The sequence below is a fragment of the Rhizobium sp. T1470 genome (assembly GCF_042140505.1).
GTDB lineage: Bacteria > Pseudomonadota > Alphaproteobacteria > Rhizobiales > Rhizobiaceae > Rhizobium > Rhizobium favelukesii.
The window spans coordinates 916,051-933,927 of record NZ_CP148091.1; the positions used below are offsets into that span (position 1 = coordinate 916,051).

A 17,877-nucleotide genomic window follows, 5' to 3' on the forward strand; every position below is an offset into this window, starting at 1 on the left:
CAAGGCTTGTTCGTTTGCGGGACTGTTACATATGCAGCGCGTCTATCAGCTTTGCGTCTTTGTGAGCCTCGCGGGCGTTATTGATCGCCATGAGCAGGTTGGCCTGGCTGAGCTTGCCCAGCTTGGGATCGTTCTTCAACGCCTCACGCACCGTAGAACCGATCTTTACCACGCCCTGGTGGCTGGCTGCATTATGATCCTTGCAGGTCACCGTGGCCGGTCGATCTGAACCGCGCCGAGAGCTGGCAGAGCGGCGGCGGCGAAGACGAGCGAAGGTGGAAGGTGGCGAACCATCGATTTCCTCCCTGGTTAAACTCGCCCCCGCAACAAGGCGAGGCCGAGGCAGTCTAGCAGAAATTGAAAACCCAATCGCGCATGATGTGCGCTTACGCTTCTATCGCTCTCACTCCCAGGGTTGTATCATTCGCCAGGAAAACGAGCGTCATGTGCGCAGAGCACACTGTCCAAAGGGAGGATGCCTTGCCTAGATCGTTGTTCCTCTCACTAGCGCTGGCTGCCGGTCTGTCCCTCGCGTCAATCTCCCTGCCGACCTGGGCAAGCGCACAGACCAATATCACCATCAACATTGGCACCGATCTCAATAGAGGCAGAGGGATCAGTTGCAGTGAGGGCGAGAGGCTGCTCCGCAACCGCGGTTTATCCGGCGGATCGACTGCCGCGGTAGGGGCAGTAGCCGGTTCGAGATTGCCGTGCCGCAGCACGATGGCCGCGTTGTAGACATGCGCCGCATCAGTAGTAGAAGGCGATAGTGCCTGCCGCAAAATTTGCCGACTGTGTTTCTGGAGGTCACGTCCCGGTAGTATGGCAGATCGCATCGTGCCAGATGATCAGCTGCGCCCGGTTTTGAACGCTTTCCGGCCGAGCTGTTCGTCTGCTTGGCGCAAAGCGGACCAAAATAGGCTGGACACTTTTCCAAAAAACCTAATGATTGCGTAGCACGATCCGGTGTCCAGCGGCGTGCTAACTATATTGTTTTTGTTGAATTTCCGTGTCTCGGCTCTGGGCACCACTCCTTTTCGAAGCAGATACAATCTAGTCGCTCTTCGCTTCGGTTATTTCAGCCAATTCGCGTCGCGTTGCGTTGCACGGCCATTGCCGCATTTCCCAGCGACTGAATACTGCGACAGCCGAACCGTTTTCGTCCAGGATAGCTGCGGGGTCTCCCCGGTTTGTCAGGGCCCTCCAAAAATTCATAAAGGTGCTACGAGATGCGGGAGCAACGACCAAGATCGTTGGCGACGAGCAACAAGTTGCGCTTGGATTAGAGGACGTCGTTCGCCTATCCGGGCGTTTCGCCGAGGTGAACGTCACTGACGAAGAACTCGTTCTGGACGGCGTACTGCTCGGCATCTACCAGACCCATGAGTTGCAACTACCAGAGGGCGGCACTCTAAAAGGAACAGTCGTAGAAGGTCTGGCTTTCAACGATCTCCCCGATCAGGCGTTTGAAGAACAGTTCCTCCTCAAGCCGGCGCTCGCGTATGTCACGGTAACGAAGACATTGCAGCGCGGTTTCTTGAGCGCCTCGAGAAGCCCTCCGCTTGAGGGCGCGGCCGATCAGATCAGCCGGCTTCACCCACCCTGTCTAAGCGGGTGCCGCTACGCCATCCGTCGTAGCACATCGAGCAGCGTCTTGGCGTCGTCATTGGCGCCGATCCGCCCGAGGCTGTCGTCTGCAAGCGTGATAATGGCCTCGAGCGCTTCGTCCTCGCTCCAGCCCGCTTCGACCGATGCCGCGACGAGATCGCGAAATGCGAACTGCAGGGCGTCCTGGCAGCGGATGTCCCGGTCGGGGTCATCGCTGGCGACAAAGGGCTTGTAGATCTCTCTCATCTCGCTCTCCGCGAATGTGCCGGCGAGGCAGAATAGTCGAGATGAGTTTAAGGAAGTGCTTAAAAATGCGCTACTGTTCAGAAGCTGCGTCGCCTCCGCGACGAGCCGGCAATGCCGCTTCGCGGATGGGGTCGCCGGATGGTAACATGATAGTTTGGCGAAGGTTAAATCTCCGAAGGTAGGCCGTTCTCAATTGAATTGCGCAATGATAATACTATCGGAGCAAACGGAAGGGGATACTCTATGCCACGCATCTCGCAGTTATACTTCAAGACCGCAGTCATATTTCTGATCGTCGGCGTCGTCATGGGTCTGAACATGGCAATTTCGCAGGATCACAGCGTCATCGGCGCGCATGCGCACTGTAATCTGCTGGGGTGGGTGACCATGGCAATCTTTCTCGGTTACCATGCGCTCAATCCCCAGAAGGCCGAGAAGCGCCTCGCGATGATCCAGTACTACGTGTACACGGCTGGCATCGCCCTGATGGTGCCGTCGCTCTACCTCATGCTTCAGGGCAACCCCGCCATGGAGCCGCTTGTCGCTCTTGCGTCGATTATCACTTTGGCAGGCGTCTTGCTCTTCGCCTTCATCATCGTCTCCAACGGCAAGGTGGTGGTCACACCGTCGGCGCCGTCTTACCGCTGATGCCAGCCCAATGCGACGTTTGGCAGGGCGTGATCGCCTTGCCGGACGGTCTCCCTTAGCACAATTTTCGTGCTGGGTGCGATGCCGGTTCGTGCCAGGCGTCACGTTGCGCGGACATCGCGCAGAGATTCAATGGATGATCTGTATGCGGATCTGTTCCTTCGCCGCATAGGTGTGGCAATCACTGGCCGCATCGCCGACGAAGATCACGTCGCCATCGGAATCGAACAAGCCCCAGCAGGCCTCGTCGTCGACGTAGACCTTTCTGATATAGCCGAACGGTTCGGCATCGATGATGACGCTGGGTGCAACAGGAACAGCCGCAAGTGCTCGCATGGATAACTCCAATGAGTCGTTTCTGTTTTAGTGCACTCTTATATTGCCATTTGAAGCTGACGTGGGGCTATCCTCAGAAATCGGGATGGGAAACTGAGGTTGACGTGCGGGCGAATTGAAGCCGACCGAATCACCTGGGGTGGTTTGTTTTCCTCCCGCCGCTGGAACAGAAGCGCGTTGCCGTGAACACTCAAAATGCCTATCTAGTACCGCGCCACAGAGATTATGACGGGTTGGGTTATCGTAGAATGGGCAAGTCTTCTGGTGGGATGAGAAGTTGGATGCTGCGTGCTGCGCCTGGCACGCGGGATATAAATCCTGCCTTCTCGAGGGTCAGCACCATCTGGTGAACAGACGGAGCCGTAACGGCGAAGTGGCGACGCATGTCGGCTTCGGCCGGAGGCTGTTTGAAGATGCGGCTGTAGGCGTAGATGAAGGCCAGGTACTGGCCTTGGACTTGCGTAAGGCCATGTCTTGCCGTTGCGGCTTGCGGGTCAAGTGAGGGACTCATTTTCGGATTCATCTGCGTCTCCGCGCTGAAGGAGGTGTCGATGAATATAAAGTTTCACGTAGAGCTTAGCCAATCGGAACGTGATCAACTGGCCGTTTTGTTGAGCGGGGGACGCCATGCGTCGCGCAAGATCAAGCGCGCCCAGATCCTGGTGGCGGCGGACGAAGGCTTCAGCGACGAGGTGATCGCGGCAACCTTGAACGTCAGCGGATCGACGATTTACCGGACCAAGCGCCGGTTTGTGGAAGCCAATCTGGAAGGCGCGCTCAGTGAAGAACCGCGCCCGGGTGTTGAGCGCAAGCTATCGAGCAAGGAGGAGGCGCTGTTGGTGGCGACCGCCTGCTCAAAGCCGCCGCCCGGGCGAGCCCGCTGGACCCTGGAGCTTCTGGCCGATGAGATGGTCCGACTCACCGATCATGACGAGTTGTCCTCGGAGACCGTACGTCGCCGGCTGGCTGAGAATCATCTCAAACCTTGGCGCAAAGACATGTGGTGCATCCCAAAGCTCGATGGGGAATACGTCGCGCGCATGGAGGATGTTCTCGACCTCTACGCAGAGACGCCTGATCCACAAAGGCCCGTGGTCTGCTTCGACGAGAGCCCGACCCAACTCATCGGCGAAGTGCGCGAGCCCATTGCGGCCAAGCCTGGCCAGCTTGAACGCTACGACTGCGAGTATCGCCGAAACGGCACGGTCAATCTGTTTGTCTTCATGGACGCCCACCAGCCCTGGCGCAGGGTGAAGGTCACCGATCGGCGAACCAACCAAGACTTCGCCCAGTGCATGCGCGAACTGGTCGACGTCGATTATCCCGACGCCCCGATCATCCGCGTGGTGATGGACAACCTCTCCACCCATTCCGCCGGGGCGCTTTACGACGCATTTCCAGCCCCGGAGGCTCGAAGGGTGCTGAAGCGACTGGAGTTCCACCACACGCCCAAGCACGCCAGTTGGCTCAACATGGTCGAGATCGAGATCGGTGTCCTGCGCAGCCAATGCCTCGACCGTCGTATCGACAATAAAGACACCATAATCGCCGAAGTCGCAGCCTGGGAGCAGCAACGCAACGCTAATGGCGCAAAGATCCAATGGATGTTCACAACCGAAAAAGCCCGCCAAAAGCTCCGCAAAGCTTACCCCGTCAAAGAGTCATAATCTCTGTGGCGCGGCACTAGTGCCCGTCCATAAACGGTAAACTGCTGAAATTATTGTAGGAATCGCGATATCTCCGCGGGCAAAGCCCGGCGGTTTCAGGTATACTTTAGATCAAGCGACTGATTCTAAAGACAAACCCGTAACCGCCGGAGCCGACAATGCGCCAAGAACGCACCGTCCAATCCAGTATATTCGATCTTTTTGCCGGGCACGAGATCGGCCGTGAATTGAAGGCGATGTCGCAATGGCTGGATGAGCATCGCGATCTGCTCGGGCTGGTGACGCGGGACCTGCGCCGGCATGGTCTCAAGGAGACCGGTCGCGAGGGGCTGCCGGCCGAGGCTGTGCTGCGCTGCGCGCTGCTCAAGCAGCATCGCCAGCTGAGTTATCAGGAACTGGCCTTCCATCTCGAAGACTCCGCCTCGTTCCGGGCCTTTGCCCGGCTGCCGTGGGGATGGAACCCGAAGAAGTCGGTCTTGCACAAGACGATCAGCGCGATCCGGGCGCAAACCTTTGAAGAGATCAACCGGGTGCTGCTGGCGAGCGCCAAGCGGGAGAAGCTGGAAAATGGCAAGGTCGTGCGTGTGGACAGCACCGTCACCGCGGCACTGATCCATGAGCCGAGCGACAGCAGCCTGTTATGGGACGCCGTGCGGGTGATGGTGCGACTGTTGCAGCAGGCCGAGGCACTGGGTAGCGCCATTCCATGGCACGACCATCGCCGCGCGGCAAAGAAGCGGGCTCGGGCGATCGAATATACCCGCGGCCGTCCCAAACGGGTGAAGCACTACCGCGCACTGCTCAAGATCACGCGCACGACCTTGAGTTATCTGCAGCAGGCGAGCGAACAGTTGCCCCAGACGGCGGGCCCGGCCGGCGAACTGTGGCAGGCCCAGCTCCGCCACTACCGGCCACTGATCGCACGGATCCTCGCCCAGACCGAACGGCGGGTCCTGGCCGGGCAGCCGGTCCCGGCCGGCGAGAAGCTGGTGAGCCTGTTCGAGCCGCATGCCGACATCATCGTCAAGGGCAGCCGCGACGTCGACTACGGCCACAAACTCAATCTGACGACCGGCAGAAGCGGACTGGTCCTCGACCTCGTCGTCGAAACCGGCAACCCGGCCGACAGCGAGCGCTTGCTGCCGATGCTGGAACGCCACATCGCCTTTTATGGCCAGGCGCCGCGTCAGTCGGCAGCCGACGGCGGCTATGCCAGCCGCGCCAATCTGCGCGGAGCCAAAGCCTGCGGCGTCCGCGACATGGCCTTCCACAAGAAGTCCGGCCTCCGCATCGAAGACATGGTCACAAGCCGCTGGGTCTATCGCAGGCTGCGCAACTTCCGCGCCGGCATCGAGGCCGGCATCTCTTGTCTGAAACGCGCTTATGGCTTGGGGCGCTGCACCTGGCGCGGGCTCGACCACTTTAAGGCTTATGTCTGGTCCTCGGTGGTCGCTTACAATCTCGCCCTCTTCGCCCGCCTCAGGCCGACCTGACACCCCTCATCCGGCAGCGTTCAGAGCACACCCGGCGAGCGGTGGCCGATACCTCATGACCCCATTGCCACCAGATCGCGCTTCGCGCCATAACCTGCAGGGTTCTGTGCCATCACCCGTCCCAACAAACATCCTTCAGTGGACAAGCAACCTTGAAAACCCCAGAAAAACAGGCGTTTATGGACGGGCACTATCTAGGATCGGCTATCATCACCAAAGGATTTACCCATGGCCGATCTCAAGGCCCGTCCCCGTCCTGTTGGCGCAACCGCCGTTCTTAGCCGTACAGGTTTTCCGCATGTCACCTCGGCCACCAAGGGTGAGCTCGATATCGTCACCGGCGCCTCGCAGCCCGGCTTCAATCCGCTGGATCTCCTCTATGCGTCGTTGTCGGCCTGTCTCGTACTGAGCGCGCGCATTGCTGCGAGCCAGATGGGCATTCTCGACCGGGTCACCGAGATTACCGCCGACGTCACCGGCGAGAAGGCGAGTGAGGGGCCGTCTCGCGTCCAGGTATTCAACATCGCCTTCTCGATCAAGGGCGACCTCGACGAGGAAACGCGCCTGAAGATCGCGCATGCGGCGGAGGAGATCTGTACGGTCAGCAACACCATCCGTGGCACGCCGGAATTTTCGACCATCATCACCGGCTGATTGGCGGTGCTGCAAATTCGCATCGGCGGACAATAAGATTGCGCTTTTGCCTGCGCTCGTCGTTCATTGGCTATCCGCCCGCCACAGCTTCTGATAGGTCCGATGCTCGCCGCCAGCCTTGAGGCGGTGAGAAAGCATCGAGAGTCATGTCGCAGGCCGCTTCCGCCATCGCCGAAACCCCCAGGTCCAACCGATTTGCGCTTGCCGCCCTGATCCTCGGCGGCGCGGCGATCGGCGGCTCGCCAATCTTCGTGCGGCTGTCGGACGTCGGGCCGATGGCCACGGCTTTCTGGCGGGTTGCCCTGGCCTTGATTCCGATCTTCATCTCCTCGCTTGCCAAGGGCAAGGATGCCGGGCCGAAGCCTGAAAAGGCCTCGGATTATGCCCTGCTGATCCTGCCTGGTGTCGTCCTCGCCATGGATCTTGCCGCCTGGCATCTCTCCATCACCATGACGTCGGTGGCCAATGCAACGCTGCTCGCCAATCTTGCCCCCGTCTTCGTCACGATAATCGGACTTCTGTTTTTCGGCGCAGTGGTCACCCGCGTCTTCGTTCTCGGCCTCGTATTGGCGCTCGCCGGCGTGGTCATCCTGAAGGGCGGCCCCGCGGCGCTCGGCAATGGCGACCTGCGCGGCGATGGTGTGGCGGTGGTCGCAGCCGTGTTCTATGCGGGTTACATCCTGGCGATTGGCAAGCTGCGCAGCCGCTTCGATACGGTCCGCATCATGCTCTGGAGCACCGCGTCGGCCGCTGTCTGCATCTTCCCGCTCGGATTCTTCTACGAAGACCAAATGCTGCCGCCGACAGCCTATGGTTGGGCGATCGTCTTCGGCCTCGCCTTCGTCAGTCATGCTAGTGGACAGGTGGCCATCGCCTATGCGCTTGCCTACCTGCCGGCGGCCTTCTCGTCACTGACGCTGCTGCTGCAGCCCATCGTGGCGGCAATTCTCGCCTGGGTTCTGCTCAGCGAGCCGATCGGGCCAATGCAGGCGATCGGCGGCGGCGTTGTGCTCGCCGGGATTCTGGTTGCCCGGCGAGGCTGATTTCAATCAGGCGACCGCTGCCGGGGCGACCCTGCGTGCATCGAGAATGGCGAGTGCCTCGTCGACCGTCGAGGCAAGCTCTGCCTTGTCGCTGTTGCAGGTGCCCCACGCCTCGATGAAGCTGCTCGTCTTGCCGTAGCTGTTGTCGAGAACGCAATGATCGGCGCCCAAGAGCACGCACATGATATGACCGTGCATGCGGTCGGTGATGACCTGGCGCGCCGAGCTGAGCAGGGCGACGCCACGGTCGAAGCGCTGCTGCGCCCGTTCACGATAGGCAAGCTCGGTCATCCGCGCCCGACCGCCGATGCGGCCGGTCAGCAGGCCTTTCAAAATTGCGGCACGCTTTGTCTGGCACTGGAAATCGGCGGGCTCGTCGGGCCAGTCCGACTTTACCGTGCCCGGACGCAATGTTGCAGCGGTCAGGTCCTGTGCAGCGCCGACTTCCTGGTCTTCGCGCAGATTGAGCAGCAGCTCATGTTGCGCCGCCGGGCGAGCGACCGGCCCGATGCAGAAAGCCATGTCGGGGCAAAGGCGTGTTTCGCATGGGAACCAGCGCCGGGCAAATTCCAGGCTTCGCTGGTCGCGGACGAGAAGCGTGAACTGGCCGTGGCGCTCGATCGCGCGCGCGGTGCTGTCGATGTTGGCCTGCTCCTTGAAGTGGATCGTCTGCGGCATCTGCACGATCGGGCGGCCCTTGTGCTTGTTGAGCAGACCTTCACGGAACTGGCGATAGCCGGCCCAGATGTCGCCGAAATTGCCGCCGCCGTGCAGGAAGATGCGACCGCTGCCGATCGTGCCCAGCATGCGACCTTCATCATACGTCGGAATTTCTGTCACAAAGGACGGGCGCGTGCGTTTGCCGTCGAAATAGGCAAGTTCGCCGAGCCAGATTGCGCTGTCGCCGATGTTGTAGTGGTTCGGAAAGTCGAGAAGCGCAAAACGCTCGGAGGGATCAAAGAGATCGGAAAGGCAATTGGCGATCACGCCCTGAAGGCGGTTGATGATCGTAATATTGGATTCCATTAAATGCTCCTTGTTTGCGGACAAGTGGTCCATGCAAGCGGCTATGCTTCGGCCTGTTTGCGGAATGGGTTGAGGGACATGGCGAGTGCGATATAGGGGCGGATGACCGAGCGGCCGAAGATCGGCAGGAAGGCAAGGTAGATCGCTCCGCCAAGGCCGATGCTAAGGCCGAGCGCCAGCCAGCGGTTGTGAACGTGCGCCAGGATGACGGGATTCGCAAACCAGACGCAAACGGCCATGAGTGCAGCGCCGCAGAACGGCAGGGCGACGGCCTTCAGTGTGCTCTTGGCGTCGATGTGCGCATATCGTGCCAGGACATATTGCTGATAGGGCATCGTCAGCCAGGCACGCAGCGTATAGCCCGCCGCGACTGCAACGACGCCGTAGGGAACGAGCAGCCAGGTCAGGATCAGCGTCGTCACGAGCTGCAAGGCGGCGACGGAAAGGATCGATTCCGCCCGGTTGACCGCAGAGAGCGCGGATGAGGCGAAGAAGTTCATGACGAAGGGAACCGCCATCAGCACCAGCACGGTCGCGATGTCTCCGGCATTGCCCCACTTGTTGCCGAAGAGCAGCGCGATCATGTCGTTGGACAAGGCGCCGAAGCCGAGCAGCAGCGGAATGGTGCCAAGCGCGGCTGCACCGACGATCTTGTTGTAGGCATTGCGGAAGGCGGTGGCGTCATTCTGCAGGCGCGACAGCGTGACGAGCGACACGCTGCCGATCGGCGCAAGCACCGCCTGGCCGATCAGCTCGATCAGCCGCCAGGCAATGCGATAACGGCCGACTTCGACCGGGCCGAACCAGCGCGAAATGAAGATGTCCTGTACGCGGGCAAGCAACATCCACATCAGCTGGGTGACGACGAGGCTGATGCTGAAGAGGAAGACGGAGCGGAACATCGTGACGTTGAAGCGAAACTTCGGCATCCAGGGGTAGTAGTACCACCCGAGCAGCACGGTCACGGCGGCGTTGACTGCGGTCTGCGCGACGAGCGCCCATACGCCCCAGCCGAGAAAGGCGCAGACGACGGCGGTGATGCCGGATAGCAGGCTCGCGGCAATTGCCTGCCCGGCGAGGCTCTTGTGGCCAAATTCACGGGCGAGGCGAGCATTGTGGATGACCGCCAGCGAGGAAATCGGAAGCAGCGGCGCGAGCCAGCGAAGAATGCCGGAAACGGACGGATCGCGCACCAGATCGCCGTAATAGGGCGCAAAGAAGAACACCAGCGAGGCAACGATGCCGCTAAAGGCGATCGTCGCCCAGAAGGTCGTGTCGGCAAGCTCCTCGTCGAGATCGAGCTGGCGTGTAACAGCATCGCCGAGGCCCGCATAGGCAAGCACGCGGCCGATTTCCACGAACAGGCTTGCAAGCGCAAAGGTGCCGAAATCGCCGGGGCCGAGAATGCGCGCAAGGATGACGAAGATCACAAAGGTTGCGATCGTGCTCCAGGCCACCCGGATGACCGACCACAGGACGGAGAGCGCGGTTTTCTTCTTAAGCTCGGCGTGGGCAATTGCCGTATCGGCCATGCATTATCCCATCGAATTTGGTTCGCAAAGGCTTGCGCGTTGGTTCTGTTGGCGGCGTGCGGCTGCCTCAGGCGGGCTGCCTTGCCTTTGGAGCCCGCCAATAGGCGAGCATGCCGGTAATTGTCACGAAGCTGGCTGCGGTAGCTCAGGCCGAGTTCCTCGTTGAGTTTTTGGCGCCCCATGGCTTCCATGACCGCCTGGCGGATTTCCCAGCGCAGCATGCCGCGCATGTTTGAGCGGCGATCGAAGAGATATTTGGCATACAGTGCTCCGTTGCCGAAGGCGTAGCCGGTCTGGAGGCGCTTGATGTCCGCGAGCTCGCGACGCCCATGGAAGTGCTTGACAGCAAAATCCGGCAGATATTCGACACGCACACCGGCATTGAAGGCGCGGTGCACATAGTCGGTATCCTCTCCGGAGCGGAACGGCGATCCGGCCCCGAAGCGAGTATCGAAGAGGCCGATCTTCTCGACCAGCGCATAGGGAAACGCCATGTTGGCGCCATGAACGAAGCCGCCGGCATGCAGGTCGCTGGTCAGTACCGCAGGTTCCATCTCGGGCTTGATCGTCACCGGCAGGTCGCGTGTATCGCCAAGCTCGATCCGGCCGCCGCGCATGACCATCTCCGTATCCGAGCTGAAAAGCGCCGCAAGCGTGCTGAAATAGTCGGGGAAGATCTCGCAATCGTCGTCGGTAAAGGCGAGGATGCGTCCCCTGGCGGCTTTGAGCCCCACATTGCGTGCGACGGCGAGGCCCGGTTTGACCTCGTAGATCAGGTTGGTCTTGATCGGAGCGGTCGACGCCCACTGGCGAACGACCTCGGACGTCTCGTCTGTGGACCCATTGTCCACGAAGACCAGTTCAAGTCTCAAATAGTCTGCCTGGCGGGCGGCTTCAGAAACGGCATCCAGGCAGTTTGTCAGTCCATAGGCCCGATTTCTCGACGAGATGATCGGGCTGATGTCCACGGGCCGAGGAGGCATTCAATTTCCCCTTCTGCGATCGATGTCGAAGCGAGGATAGGGCTGGGATCCCGCTTCGGCAAGGAGCATTTTTGCGGTGCAGCAAAATAGAACAGATGGAGCAGTTCGCAGACGAATGTGGTAATTTCTTGCCTTAAATAGATATGAAGTTAATATAAATATAGATCTTATGTTAAGTCGCAGCCTTATATGAAAAGAATAGTCAAAAGTAATCTATTAAAATTCTATATCACGCACTGCCAAATTTTGTATTGGTTTATCAATGGAGAGTTTATGTAAGAGTGTTAAGATATATAGTATAGATTTTAGAACGCTGGTGGTGATTTATTTCAATAATCGATGCGTTGTAATAGATGATACAGGCTCCTTCAGATCTATGGAGAAATAAACAGAAGCATCCTTCTGGGTGGCAATAATTGATAGCTCCAGCGCCCGGCGATCACTGTTCAGATACGAGATGAAATAGGATTTCGCCCCCTGAAGGGTCGTTTGGCCTTTGTTCACTGCCCGCTTCAGATAAATCAATAGACGGTTGTTCGCCGAGGACGTCGCGCAGACCGAGTTGCTACTCTGGGGCAACGCGAAGACGTGGGTTTGCGCAAGGGCTTGAGCGTCCGGGGCGTGCTTGAAAGGCAAGCGACCGCTGGTGCTCGCACCCGGCGAAGATGCTTAAGTTGATGCTGCCTGGCGAATCGCACGCCATGCCCGCCTCGCTTGAAGGCGCCTCCAAGTCAGTTGATTTGCTGTGACAGCCATTTCTGGATGATCGAAACGTCGGCGTCGCCGAGATCGTGTCCGCCCGAGATGACGTCCGAATCGACGGTCGCTCCCGATTGCTTCAGGCGTGTTTCGAGCTCGCTGGCATACTTGCCGTAAGCATCCGTCTTGCCGCTGATGACCAGAAGATCGGTGCCCTTGAGATCGGCGTGTGGAAACGTCTTCAGGACCGGCATGGAGCGCAACAGAACCGCTTTGTGCACCAGATTCGGATGCAGATAGAGGAGCGAGTTGAGCAGGTTCGCGCCGTTGGAATAGCCGACATAGACGATCCTCTTCGGATCCAGGCCGTATGACGACACGGCCCCTTCGATGAAGGCGGCGAAGGCTTCGGCTTCGCTCTTGATATCGTCCTGATCGAAGGAGAACGGCGTGATGCGCTTGTACCAGCGCGGAATACCTTCCTCGGTCGCGCGTCCGCGCACGCCCAGCAGCGTGGCACGCGGGGCAGCCTCGTGCAGCAGGGGCATCAGCGTCGTCTCGTTCCCGCCCGAGCCGTGCAACAGCACGAAGACGCTGCCGTCAGGGTCCGGCGGCGTATAGAAGCGGTGCACGAAGGGCAGGTCGCGATAGTTGACACGGGGCTCGCCGGGCATCGAAAACTGCGGCAGCAAGACCTTTAGGTCCTTGAGGTCGGTGATCGGATCCTTGGGAACGAAGAGCTTGGTGCCGAGCGTGGGCTGCGGCTCGTCCACCGTCATGCCGGGCTTGTCTGTCGCCAGTTCGATCAGCGTGCCACCCGGCTCGCGGGCATAGAGCGATTCGAAGTATTTGCGATCGTGCAGGTTCGTCGCCGCCGCGCCGTCCTCCTTCAGTGCATCGTGGACCTTGTGAAGTTGCTTTTCGTCGGCGGCGCGGAACGCGACGTGATCGGCCGTCCCGGTGCCCGGCGCGCCAGACCAGAAGCCCTGGGCATCCCTGATGTCGACAATATCGCCTGATTGCGAGACAAGCCGGTCGATGTTGCCGTGGTTGGCCTGGAAACGGTAGCCGAAATGGCGCTCCACGAAGTCACGGCTTTCGGCCGGTTTCTCCGTCAGCATGGTAACGCCGCGCACCCGTTGAACGGCGTGCTCGACCGGCACGCCAGCGCCATCCCAGGCGGCCGGTGATTTCAGATCGCGGGCACCGGCGAGCTTGACGATGATGTTATCGGGGTCTTTCAGGCGCAGAACGGGTTCGCCAAACTCATCGGCCGGACCTTCCGAGCGAAGCCCGAAACTCATGCAGCGGGTGAGCCAATAGCCGATGCTGGCAGGATCGATCGCCAGTGACAACTCACCGATCTGGCTGTGGCCGACGCGGCCGGGTGAACCGTCCTCCCATACCAGGAACGTCACGAGCGACCCCGGGCTGCCTACGGTGTCCCCATAGAAGAGATGAAGCTGTGTAGCATCTTCAAAACCGGCGGTCTGCTTGACCAGCCGCATGCCAAGAAACCCCGCGTAGAAGTCCACGTTTGCCTGCACCTTTCGGGTAAGGAGGGTGACGTGATGGATGCCAGATACCATTGAGTACAGTCCGGATGGGTTGGAAGGCGTCGTGAGCGCCAGAATCAGTGCGAGTATAAACGTCATGCCGTCATAATTGGAGTTTGCCTCGAATGTTCCGCATAAAGAACTAGGCCATCTCCGCGCCGCTGCAAATCCAAATGGTCCAGTCCGTCCAAAACCTCCCGGAATTGCTGGAGGGTTGGCGGCTTGATCATGTAGGCGCTTGCGCCGAGGTTCTTGGCGCGCTGCATGTCATCTTCGTCGCTGGAGGTGCTCAGGATGCAAACCGGGATGCTCTTCAGCTGCGTGTCTGCCGAAAGCGCATCGAGAACCTCGAAACCGTCCATGATCGGCATGTTGATGTCGAGCAGCATCAGGTCGATCCCGGGCCCGCCATCGGCGGTCGCGCGCTCCTGCAGAAGCCGCATCGCATCGCGGCCGTTGGCGGCGACGTGAAGGTTGAAGCTGACCTTGGCGCGTTGCATCAGCTTAATCTTCAGGAGTTGGACGTCCGCCGGACTATCCTCGACGAGAAGAACCTCGGCCAGCCTGGACGATCCTTCGGGCGGGGGCGATACCGCCTTGGCGCCCTGCCCATCCGGCGCAGTCGTCGAAGCAGTGGCAGCAGGCCGGGCAAGCGGCAGCTCGACGATGAAGGTGGATCCGACAGGCTCCTTGCCTTCACACCAGATCGCGCCGCCGTGCAGTTGCACAATGCGCCGGCAGATGGCAAGTCCAAGCCCGGTGCCTTCGACGCCGCGGCCCACCAGCCGTTTGAACGGCTGGAAGATGACCTCCCGGTGTTCGGGGTCGACACCGGGACCGTTGTCCTGCAGGGCAAGGCGGCATATGGCGCCATCGCTTTCGGCGGAGACAAGGACTTCGGGACGGTCGGCGCAATAACGGATTGCATTCGAAACGAGGTTCTGCAGCAATTGCACCAGTAAGGTGGCATCGCCCATCACGTCCGGCAGATCGCCATAGGAGATCGACGCCCTCGAACTGGCGATCTGTTCGCGAAGATTGCTCTCCACCCGTTCGATCGCTGTCGAAAGCGCGACGGGCTTCAATTCGAGCTCGCCCGAAACCTCCAGTTTCGTGAAGCCGGAAACCTTGACGATGAGGTCTTCCATGTGGTCGGCGGCGCCGAGGACATAGTCCAGCAGTTCGCGGTCCTCGTCGGATAGCGTCGGGGAAACCTGGAGGATCTTGCTGAATGATTTGATCGTGCGCAGCGGCTCTTTAAGATCGTGGGCCATGGCGCGCGTGAAGATTTCGAGCGACTGGCGCTTCTGCTCCAGCTTGGCTTCGAGGTTGCCGTGCATGATGGCGTTCTGAATGCACCAGTGGAGCGCTTGCGGGGAGAGTGCGTCCTTCGTCAGATAGTCGCGAGCGCCGGCCTTCATCACCTCGACGGCGACGGTCTCGCTCCCCTGGCCGGTCAGCATGACGACATTGGCGGTCGGATCCTGCTTCAGCATGTCCTCCAGCACGCCGACGCCGTTGCGGCCGGGCAGGGAATAATCCAGCAGGATGCAGTCCGGACGTTGCTGTTTGCTCAGTGCAAGGCCTTCGTCGCCATTCCCGGCCTCGCGGACGCTGTAGCCAGCTTCGGGCACGCGCGCGAGCATGCGCCGATAGAATTCGCGGTCGTCGACATTGTCGTCGACGATGAGTATGGCGCAGTCGTCAGCCACGGCCGTCCCCATCCACGGGCAGGATCGCGATCTCGAACCAGTATTCCTTCAGCCGCTGTATGGCGGCGAACAGGCCGTCGAGGTCCACCGGCTTCTGCACATAGGTATTGGCGCCGAGCGCGTAGCATCCCTCGATATCCCGCTCGTCATCGGAGGTCGTCAGGATCACGACCGGAATCTTACGCCAGTCCGGATTGGATTTGATCGCCTCCAGCGTCTTGCGACCGTCGAGGCCGGGCATGTTGAGGTCAAGCAGGATCAGGCCCGGCCGCGGCGTCATGACCGCCAAAGCTTCCAGTGCCTCGTGGCCGGACGCCGCCCAGCGGACGGGATTCTTCAATTTAGCGCGCTGAAAGGCCCGAAGCGTCGCCTCGAAATCGTCCTCGCTGTCTTCGACAATGAGGATCGGCTGTGTCTCACGCTGTGACATGCTGGTCCTCTCGGTTGTGGCCCAGTGTGAAATAGAAGGTCGTTCCCTGGCCGAGCTCGGATTCGAGCCAGATATCGCCCTCGTGTCGCGCAATGATCTTGCGCACGAATGTCAGGCCTGCGCCCGTTCCGTCATCGGAATCCTTAGGCTTTTCCAGCCGTTTGAAAATACGAAAAATGTCCTCGTGGAACTCCGCCGGAATGCCTTTGCCATTGTCCCTGACGAAAAAGACGTCGCGCGCTGAGGTTCCGCCGTTGCCGGTGAAGTGCTCGATATGCCCGATCGTCACGAGCGGCTCGGGCTTGTCATTGTATTTGACAGCATTGGTGATCAGATTGCGGTAGACCTCGGTCAGCCGCAGCGCATCGCAGACGATTTCGGGCAGGCGACCCTCGACCTTAACCTGCGCATGCCGCTCTTCGAGATAGAGCTCCATCGTCGAAACGACGTCCCTGACGATCGCATTGACATCGCTGCGCTTGACCGCCAGCTGCTGTCGGCCGATGCGCGAGAAATAGAGCAGGTCGTTGACGAGCTTTTCCATCCGCTGGCTGAGGAGAACGAGGCGGTTGAGGCGCCGCACGCCGTCCTCGTCGAGCTGCTTTTCATAGTCTTCCAGCAGAAATCGCGAGTGGTTGTGCAGGCCGCGCAGCGGTTCCTTCAGATCGTGCGAGGCAATGTAGGCGAATTCATCGAGGTCGGCGTTGCTGCGCTCGAGATCCACGGTATAGGCCTGTAGTCGACCGAACATCGTTTTGAGCTGCTCTTCGTGTGCGACGCGATCGGTGATGTCACGGAGGATGCCGACGAAGGTGATGGTGGTGTCCGTGGCGAGCCTGCTGACGGAGAGATCGAGAGGAAATACCTCGCCGTTCTTGCGTCTGCCGGAAACCGACCGCGTCGTCCCGAGGATATGCTTTTCGCCGGTCCGGGCGTACCGATCGAGATAGTCGTCATGCTGGGAGTGAGAGGGCTCCGGCATCAGCAGTCGCACGTTCTGGCCGATTGCCTCCTTTGCGGCATAGCCAAAGATCACTCCTTGCGCGTTTGTGGCGATGACAGCGTTGGGCGTGTTTCGAGTGACGCTGTCGAAGCGAATGCGCTCCGCGTTCAGGCTGCTGCTGTTGCGGAGGAAATAGAAGACCAGCAGGGCGACCAACCAGAGCGTCGCTATTGTGATCGCCCGGTTGGTGGCCTCGTACCAGTAGCCGACACCCTCCCGATCGACCGCAAAGAATCCCAGAGACACGAGGACCGAGCAGGCGAACGCGAAGGAGAAGGGCGCATTCTTGTTGCCGAACCACAGTGAGGCCAGCACGAGGGGCACGTAGAGAATGCCGTTTGCCACGCCAAGCGGCGTGTAGAGATCGACGAAAAGGCCGGTAAGGCAAATGACAGCCGGCAGCCAGATCGGCATGCGGCCGCTGCTCTCCGGCTTCACCCACCAGGAGCGCGCGAGCGTCGCGGAGCCGAGCAGCACCAGTCCGGCCGCCGTATGGACGGCCATGCCGATACTGGCGCCCCATTGATAGCCGTGCTCGGACCGCGTCGCATAGCCGGCAAGCGCTGCCATACCGAGGCCGATGACGACATAGCCGACGAGCTCCTGCACGAGCTGCGCTCGTTCCTCGCGGCCGGACAGCGCGAAGGCGAGCGAGAGATTGGCAACGAAGAAGACGACCGCTGTATTCGGCGCCATGCCGCTGTCAATCCTTGCAGTGAAGGCCGGCTCGACAATCAACCCGGTGAGAAAGTGCTCGATGATCTGTGTCTGATCTCCAACGAAGACGATCTCGATCAGCCGCTGCCCGCTCATTGCTGCTGCCAGGCTGAAGAGGAGGAATGCCAGCATGTGGCTGCGCTGACCCGTTTGAACGGAGCAGATGAGGCCGAGCCCGGAGAGCGCAAAGCAGAGAGCCGTATTCAAGGCCATTCCCGAAAAGCCGGGCAGCACGGAGAGAATGGGTTGGATCTGTCTGATCCATACGACGATCACGATCACCCCGAGCGCAACGAGGAGGGCACCGATCGCCACGACGACGAACCGGTACTGCCGTTGTCGGCGAAGGATATCGGCACTCGCAGCCTGGATCGGCTCTGGCACGCGGTCTCTCCCGTTTTTGTGCGCTCATCTAGGTCTGGAAATTGCAAACTTTCAATACGGTTCGTTGAGATCGGGAGAGCTTTCCCCGTGCGCGTGCACGGATGCGTATTTGGATTTTCGCGCTGCCCGATCCTGGGGCA

The 17,877-nt window shown here is 60.1% G+C and carries 17 protein-coding genes; 5 read left to right on the top strand and 12 right to left on the bottom strand.

Annotated elements, in window-relative coordinates:
- Positions 1–25 precede the first annotated feature (25 nt).
- The 3 genes from WGT02_RS04620 to WGT02_RS04630 form a co-directional block, all read right to left on the bottom strand.
- Positions 26–211, bottom strand: a complete 186-nt coding sequence (locus WGT02_RS04620) for a hypothetical protein (RefSeq protein WP_208248862.1) — start codon at positions 209–211, stop codon at positions 26–28.
- 1,200 nt (positions 212–1,411) lie between these two features.
- Positions 1,412–1,597 (bottom strand): hypothetical protein, encoded by a 186-nt coding sequence (locus tag WGT02_RS04625; protein ID WP_024313065.1) that lies wholly within the window; start codon positions 1,595–1,597, stop codon positions 1,412–1,414.
- A gap of 23 nt (positions 1,598–1,620) precedes the next feature.
- Positions 1,621–1,854, bottom strand: coding sequence for a hypothetical protein (locus tag WGT02_RS04630; RefSeq protein ID WP_024313064.1), 234 nt, complete (start codon positions 1,852–1,854; stop codon positions 1,621–1,623).
- A gap of 243 nt (positions 1,855–2,097) precedes the next feature.
- Here WGT02_RS04630 and WGT02_RS04635 point away from each other — a divergent pair, with 243 nt between their 5' ends.
- Entirely contained in the window at positions 2,098–2,502 is a 405-nt protein-coding gene (locus tag WGT02_RS04635; RefSeq protein ID WP_208248860.1) for a hypothetical protein, read from the top strand.
- A 129-nt stretch (positions 2,503–2,631) separates the two neighbouring features.
- Here WGT02_RS04635 and WGT02_RS04640 read toward each other — a convergent pair whose 3' ends face one another.
- Positions 2,632–2,838, bottom strand: coding sequence for a hypothetical protein (locus WGT02_RS04640; protein WP_024313062.1), 207 nt, complete (start codon positions 2,836–2,838; stop codon positions 2,632–2,634).
- A 238-nt stretch (positions 2,839–3,076) separates the two neighbouring features.
- Positions 3,077–3,361, bottom strand: coding sequence for a LexA family transcriptional regulator (locus WGT02_RS04645; protein WP_225039569.1), 285 nt, complete (start codon positions 3,359–3,361; stop codon positions 3,077–3,079).
- A 28-nt stretch (positions 3,362–3,389) separates the two neighbouring features.
- On the opposite strand from WGT02_RS04645, the gene WGT02_RS04650 reads away from it, so the two are divergent.
- The 4 genes from WGT02_RS04650 to WGT02_RS04665 all read left to right on the top strand — a co-directional run bounded on the left by WGT02_RS04650 (position 3,390) and on the right by WGT02_RS04665 (position 7,695).
- The gene (locus WGT02_RS04650) at positions 3,390–4,505 is read left to right on the top strand and encodes an IS630 family transposase (RefSeq protein ID WP_208245192.1); all 1,116 of its coding nucleotides are present in this window, start codon (positions 3,390–3,392) and stop codon (positions 4,503–4,505) included.
- Positions 4,506–4,663: 158 nt separating this feature from the next.
- Positions 4,664–5,998 (top strand): ISNCY family transposase, encoded by a 1,335-nt coding sequence (locus WGT02_RS04655; protein WP_208246032.1) that lies wholly within the window; start codon positions 4,664–4,666, stop codon positions 5,996–5,998.
- Positions 5,999–6,226: 228 nt separating this feature from the next.
- Positions 6,227–6,652, top strand: a complete 426-nt coding sequence (locus WGT02_RS04660; protein WP_024313061.1) for an OsmC family protein — start codon at positions 6,227–6,229, stop codon at positions 6,650–6,652.
- 146 nt (positions 6,653–6,798) lie between these two features.
- The gene (locus WGT02_RS04665) at positions 6,799–7,695 is read left to right on the top strand and encodes a DMT family transporter (RefSeq protein WP_024313060.1); all 897 of its coding nucleotides are present in this window, start codon (positions 6,799–6,801) and stop codon (positions 7,693–7,695) included.
- Between the two features lie 6 nt (positions 7,696–7,701).
- Here WGT02_RS04665 and WGT02_RS04670 read toward each other — a convergent pair whose 3' ends face one another.
- The 7 genes from WGT02_RS04670 to WGT02_RS04700 all read right to left on the bottom strand — a co-directional run bounded on the left by WGT02_RS04670 (position 7,702) and on the right by WGT02_RS04700 (position 17,737).
- Complete coding sequence (locus tag WGT02_RS04670; RefSeq protein ID WP_208248858.1) at positions 7,702–8,721, bottom strand: polysaccharide pyruvyl transferase family protein; 1,020 nt, start codon at positions 8,719–8,721, stop codon at positions 7,702–7,704.
- 41 nt (positions 8,722–8,762) lie between these two features.
- A complete protein-coding gene (locus tag WGT02_RS04675; protein WP_208248857.1) occupies positions 8,763–10,253 on the bottom strand; it encodes a lipopolysaccharide biosynthesis protein in 1,491 nt (496 codons plus the stop codon).
- A complete protein-coding gene (locus WGT02_RS04680; RefSeq protein ID WP_225039570.1) occupies positions 10,148–11,236 on the bottom strand; it encodes a glycosyltransferase family 2 protein in 1,089 nt (362 codons plus the stop codon). The genes WGT02_RS04675 and WGT02_RS04680 overlap by 106 nt, the downstream gene beginning before the upstream one ends.
- Positions 11,237–11,967: 731 nt before the next feature.
- Positions 11,968–13,590 carry a VOC family protein gene (locus WGT02_RS04685; protein WP_024313057.1) on the bottom strand — a complete coding sequence of 541 codons (1,623 nt, stop codon included), beginning with the start codon at positions 13,588–13,590 and terminating at the stop codon, positions 11,968–11,970.
- Complete coding sequence (locus WGT02_RS04690) at positions 13,587–15,203, bottom strand: response regulator (RefSeq protein ID WP_208248855.1); 1,617 nt, start codon at positions 15,201–15,203, stop codon at positions 13,587–13,589. The genes WGT02_RS04685 and WGT02_RS04690 overlap by 4 nt, the downstream gene beginning before the upstream one ends.
- Positions 15,196–15,633 (bottom strand): response regulator, encoded by a 438-nt coding sequence (locus WGT02_RS04695; protein ID WP_024313055.1) that lies wholly within the window; start codon positions 15,631–15,633, stop codon positions 15,196–15,198. Before WGT02_RS04695 ends, WGT02_RS04690 begins: the two co-directional genes overlap by 8 nt.
- Positions 15,620–17,737: an ATP-binding protein gene (locus tag WGT02_RS04700; RefSeq protein ID WP_208248854.1), complete on the bottom strand. Its 2,118-nt coding sequence runs from the start codon at positions 17,735–17,737 to the stop codon at positions 15,620–15,622. The genes WGT02_RS04695 and WGT02_RS04700 overlap by 14 nt, the downstream gene beginning before the upstream one ends.
- Positions 17,738–17,877 lie beyond the last annotated feature (140 nt).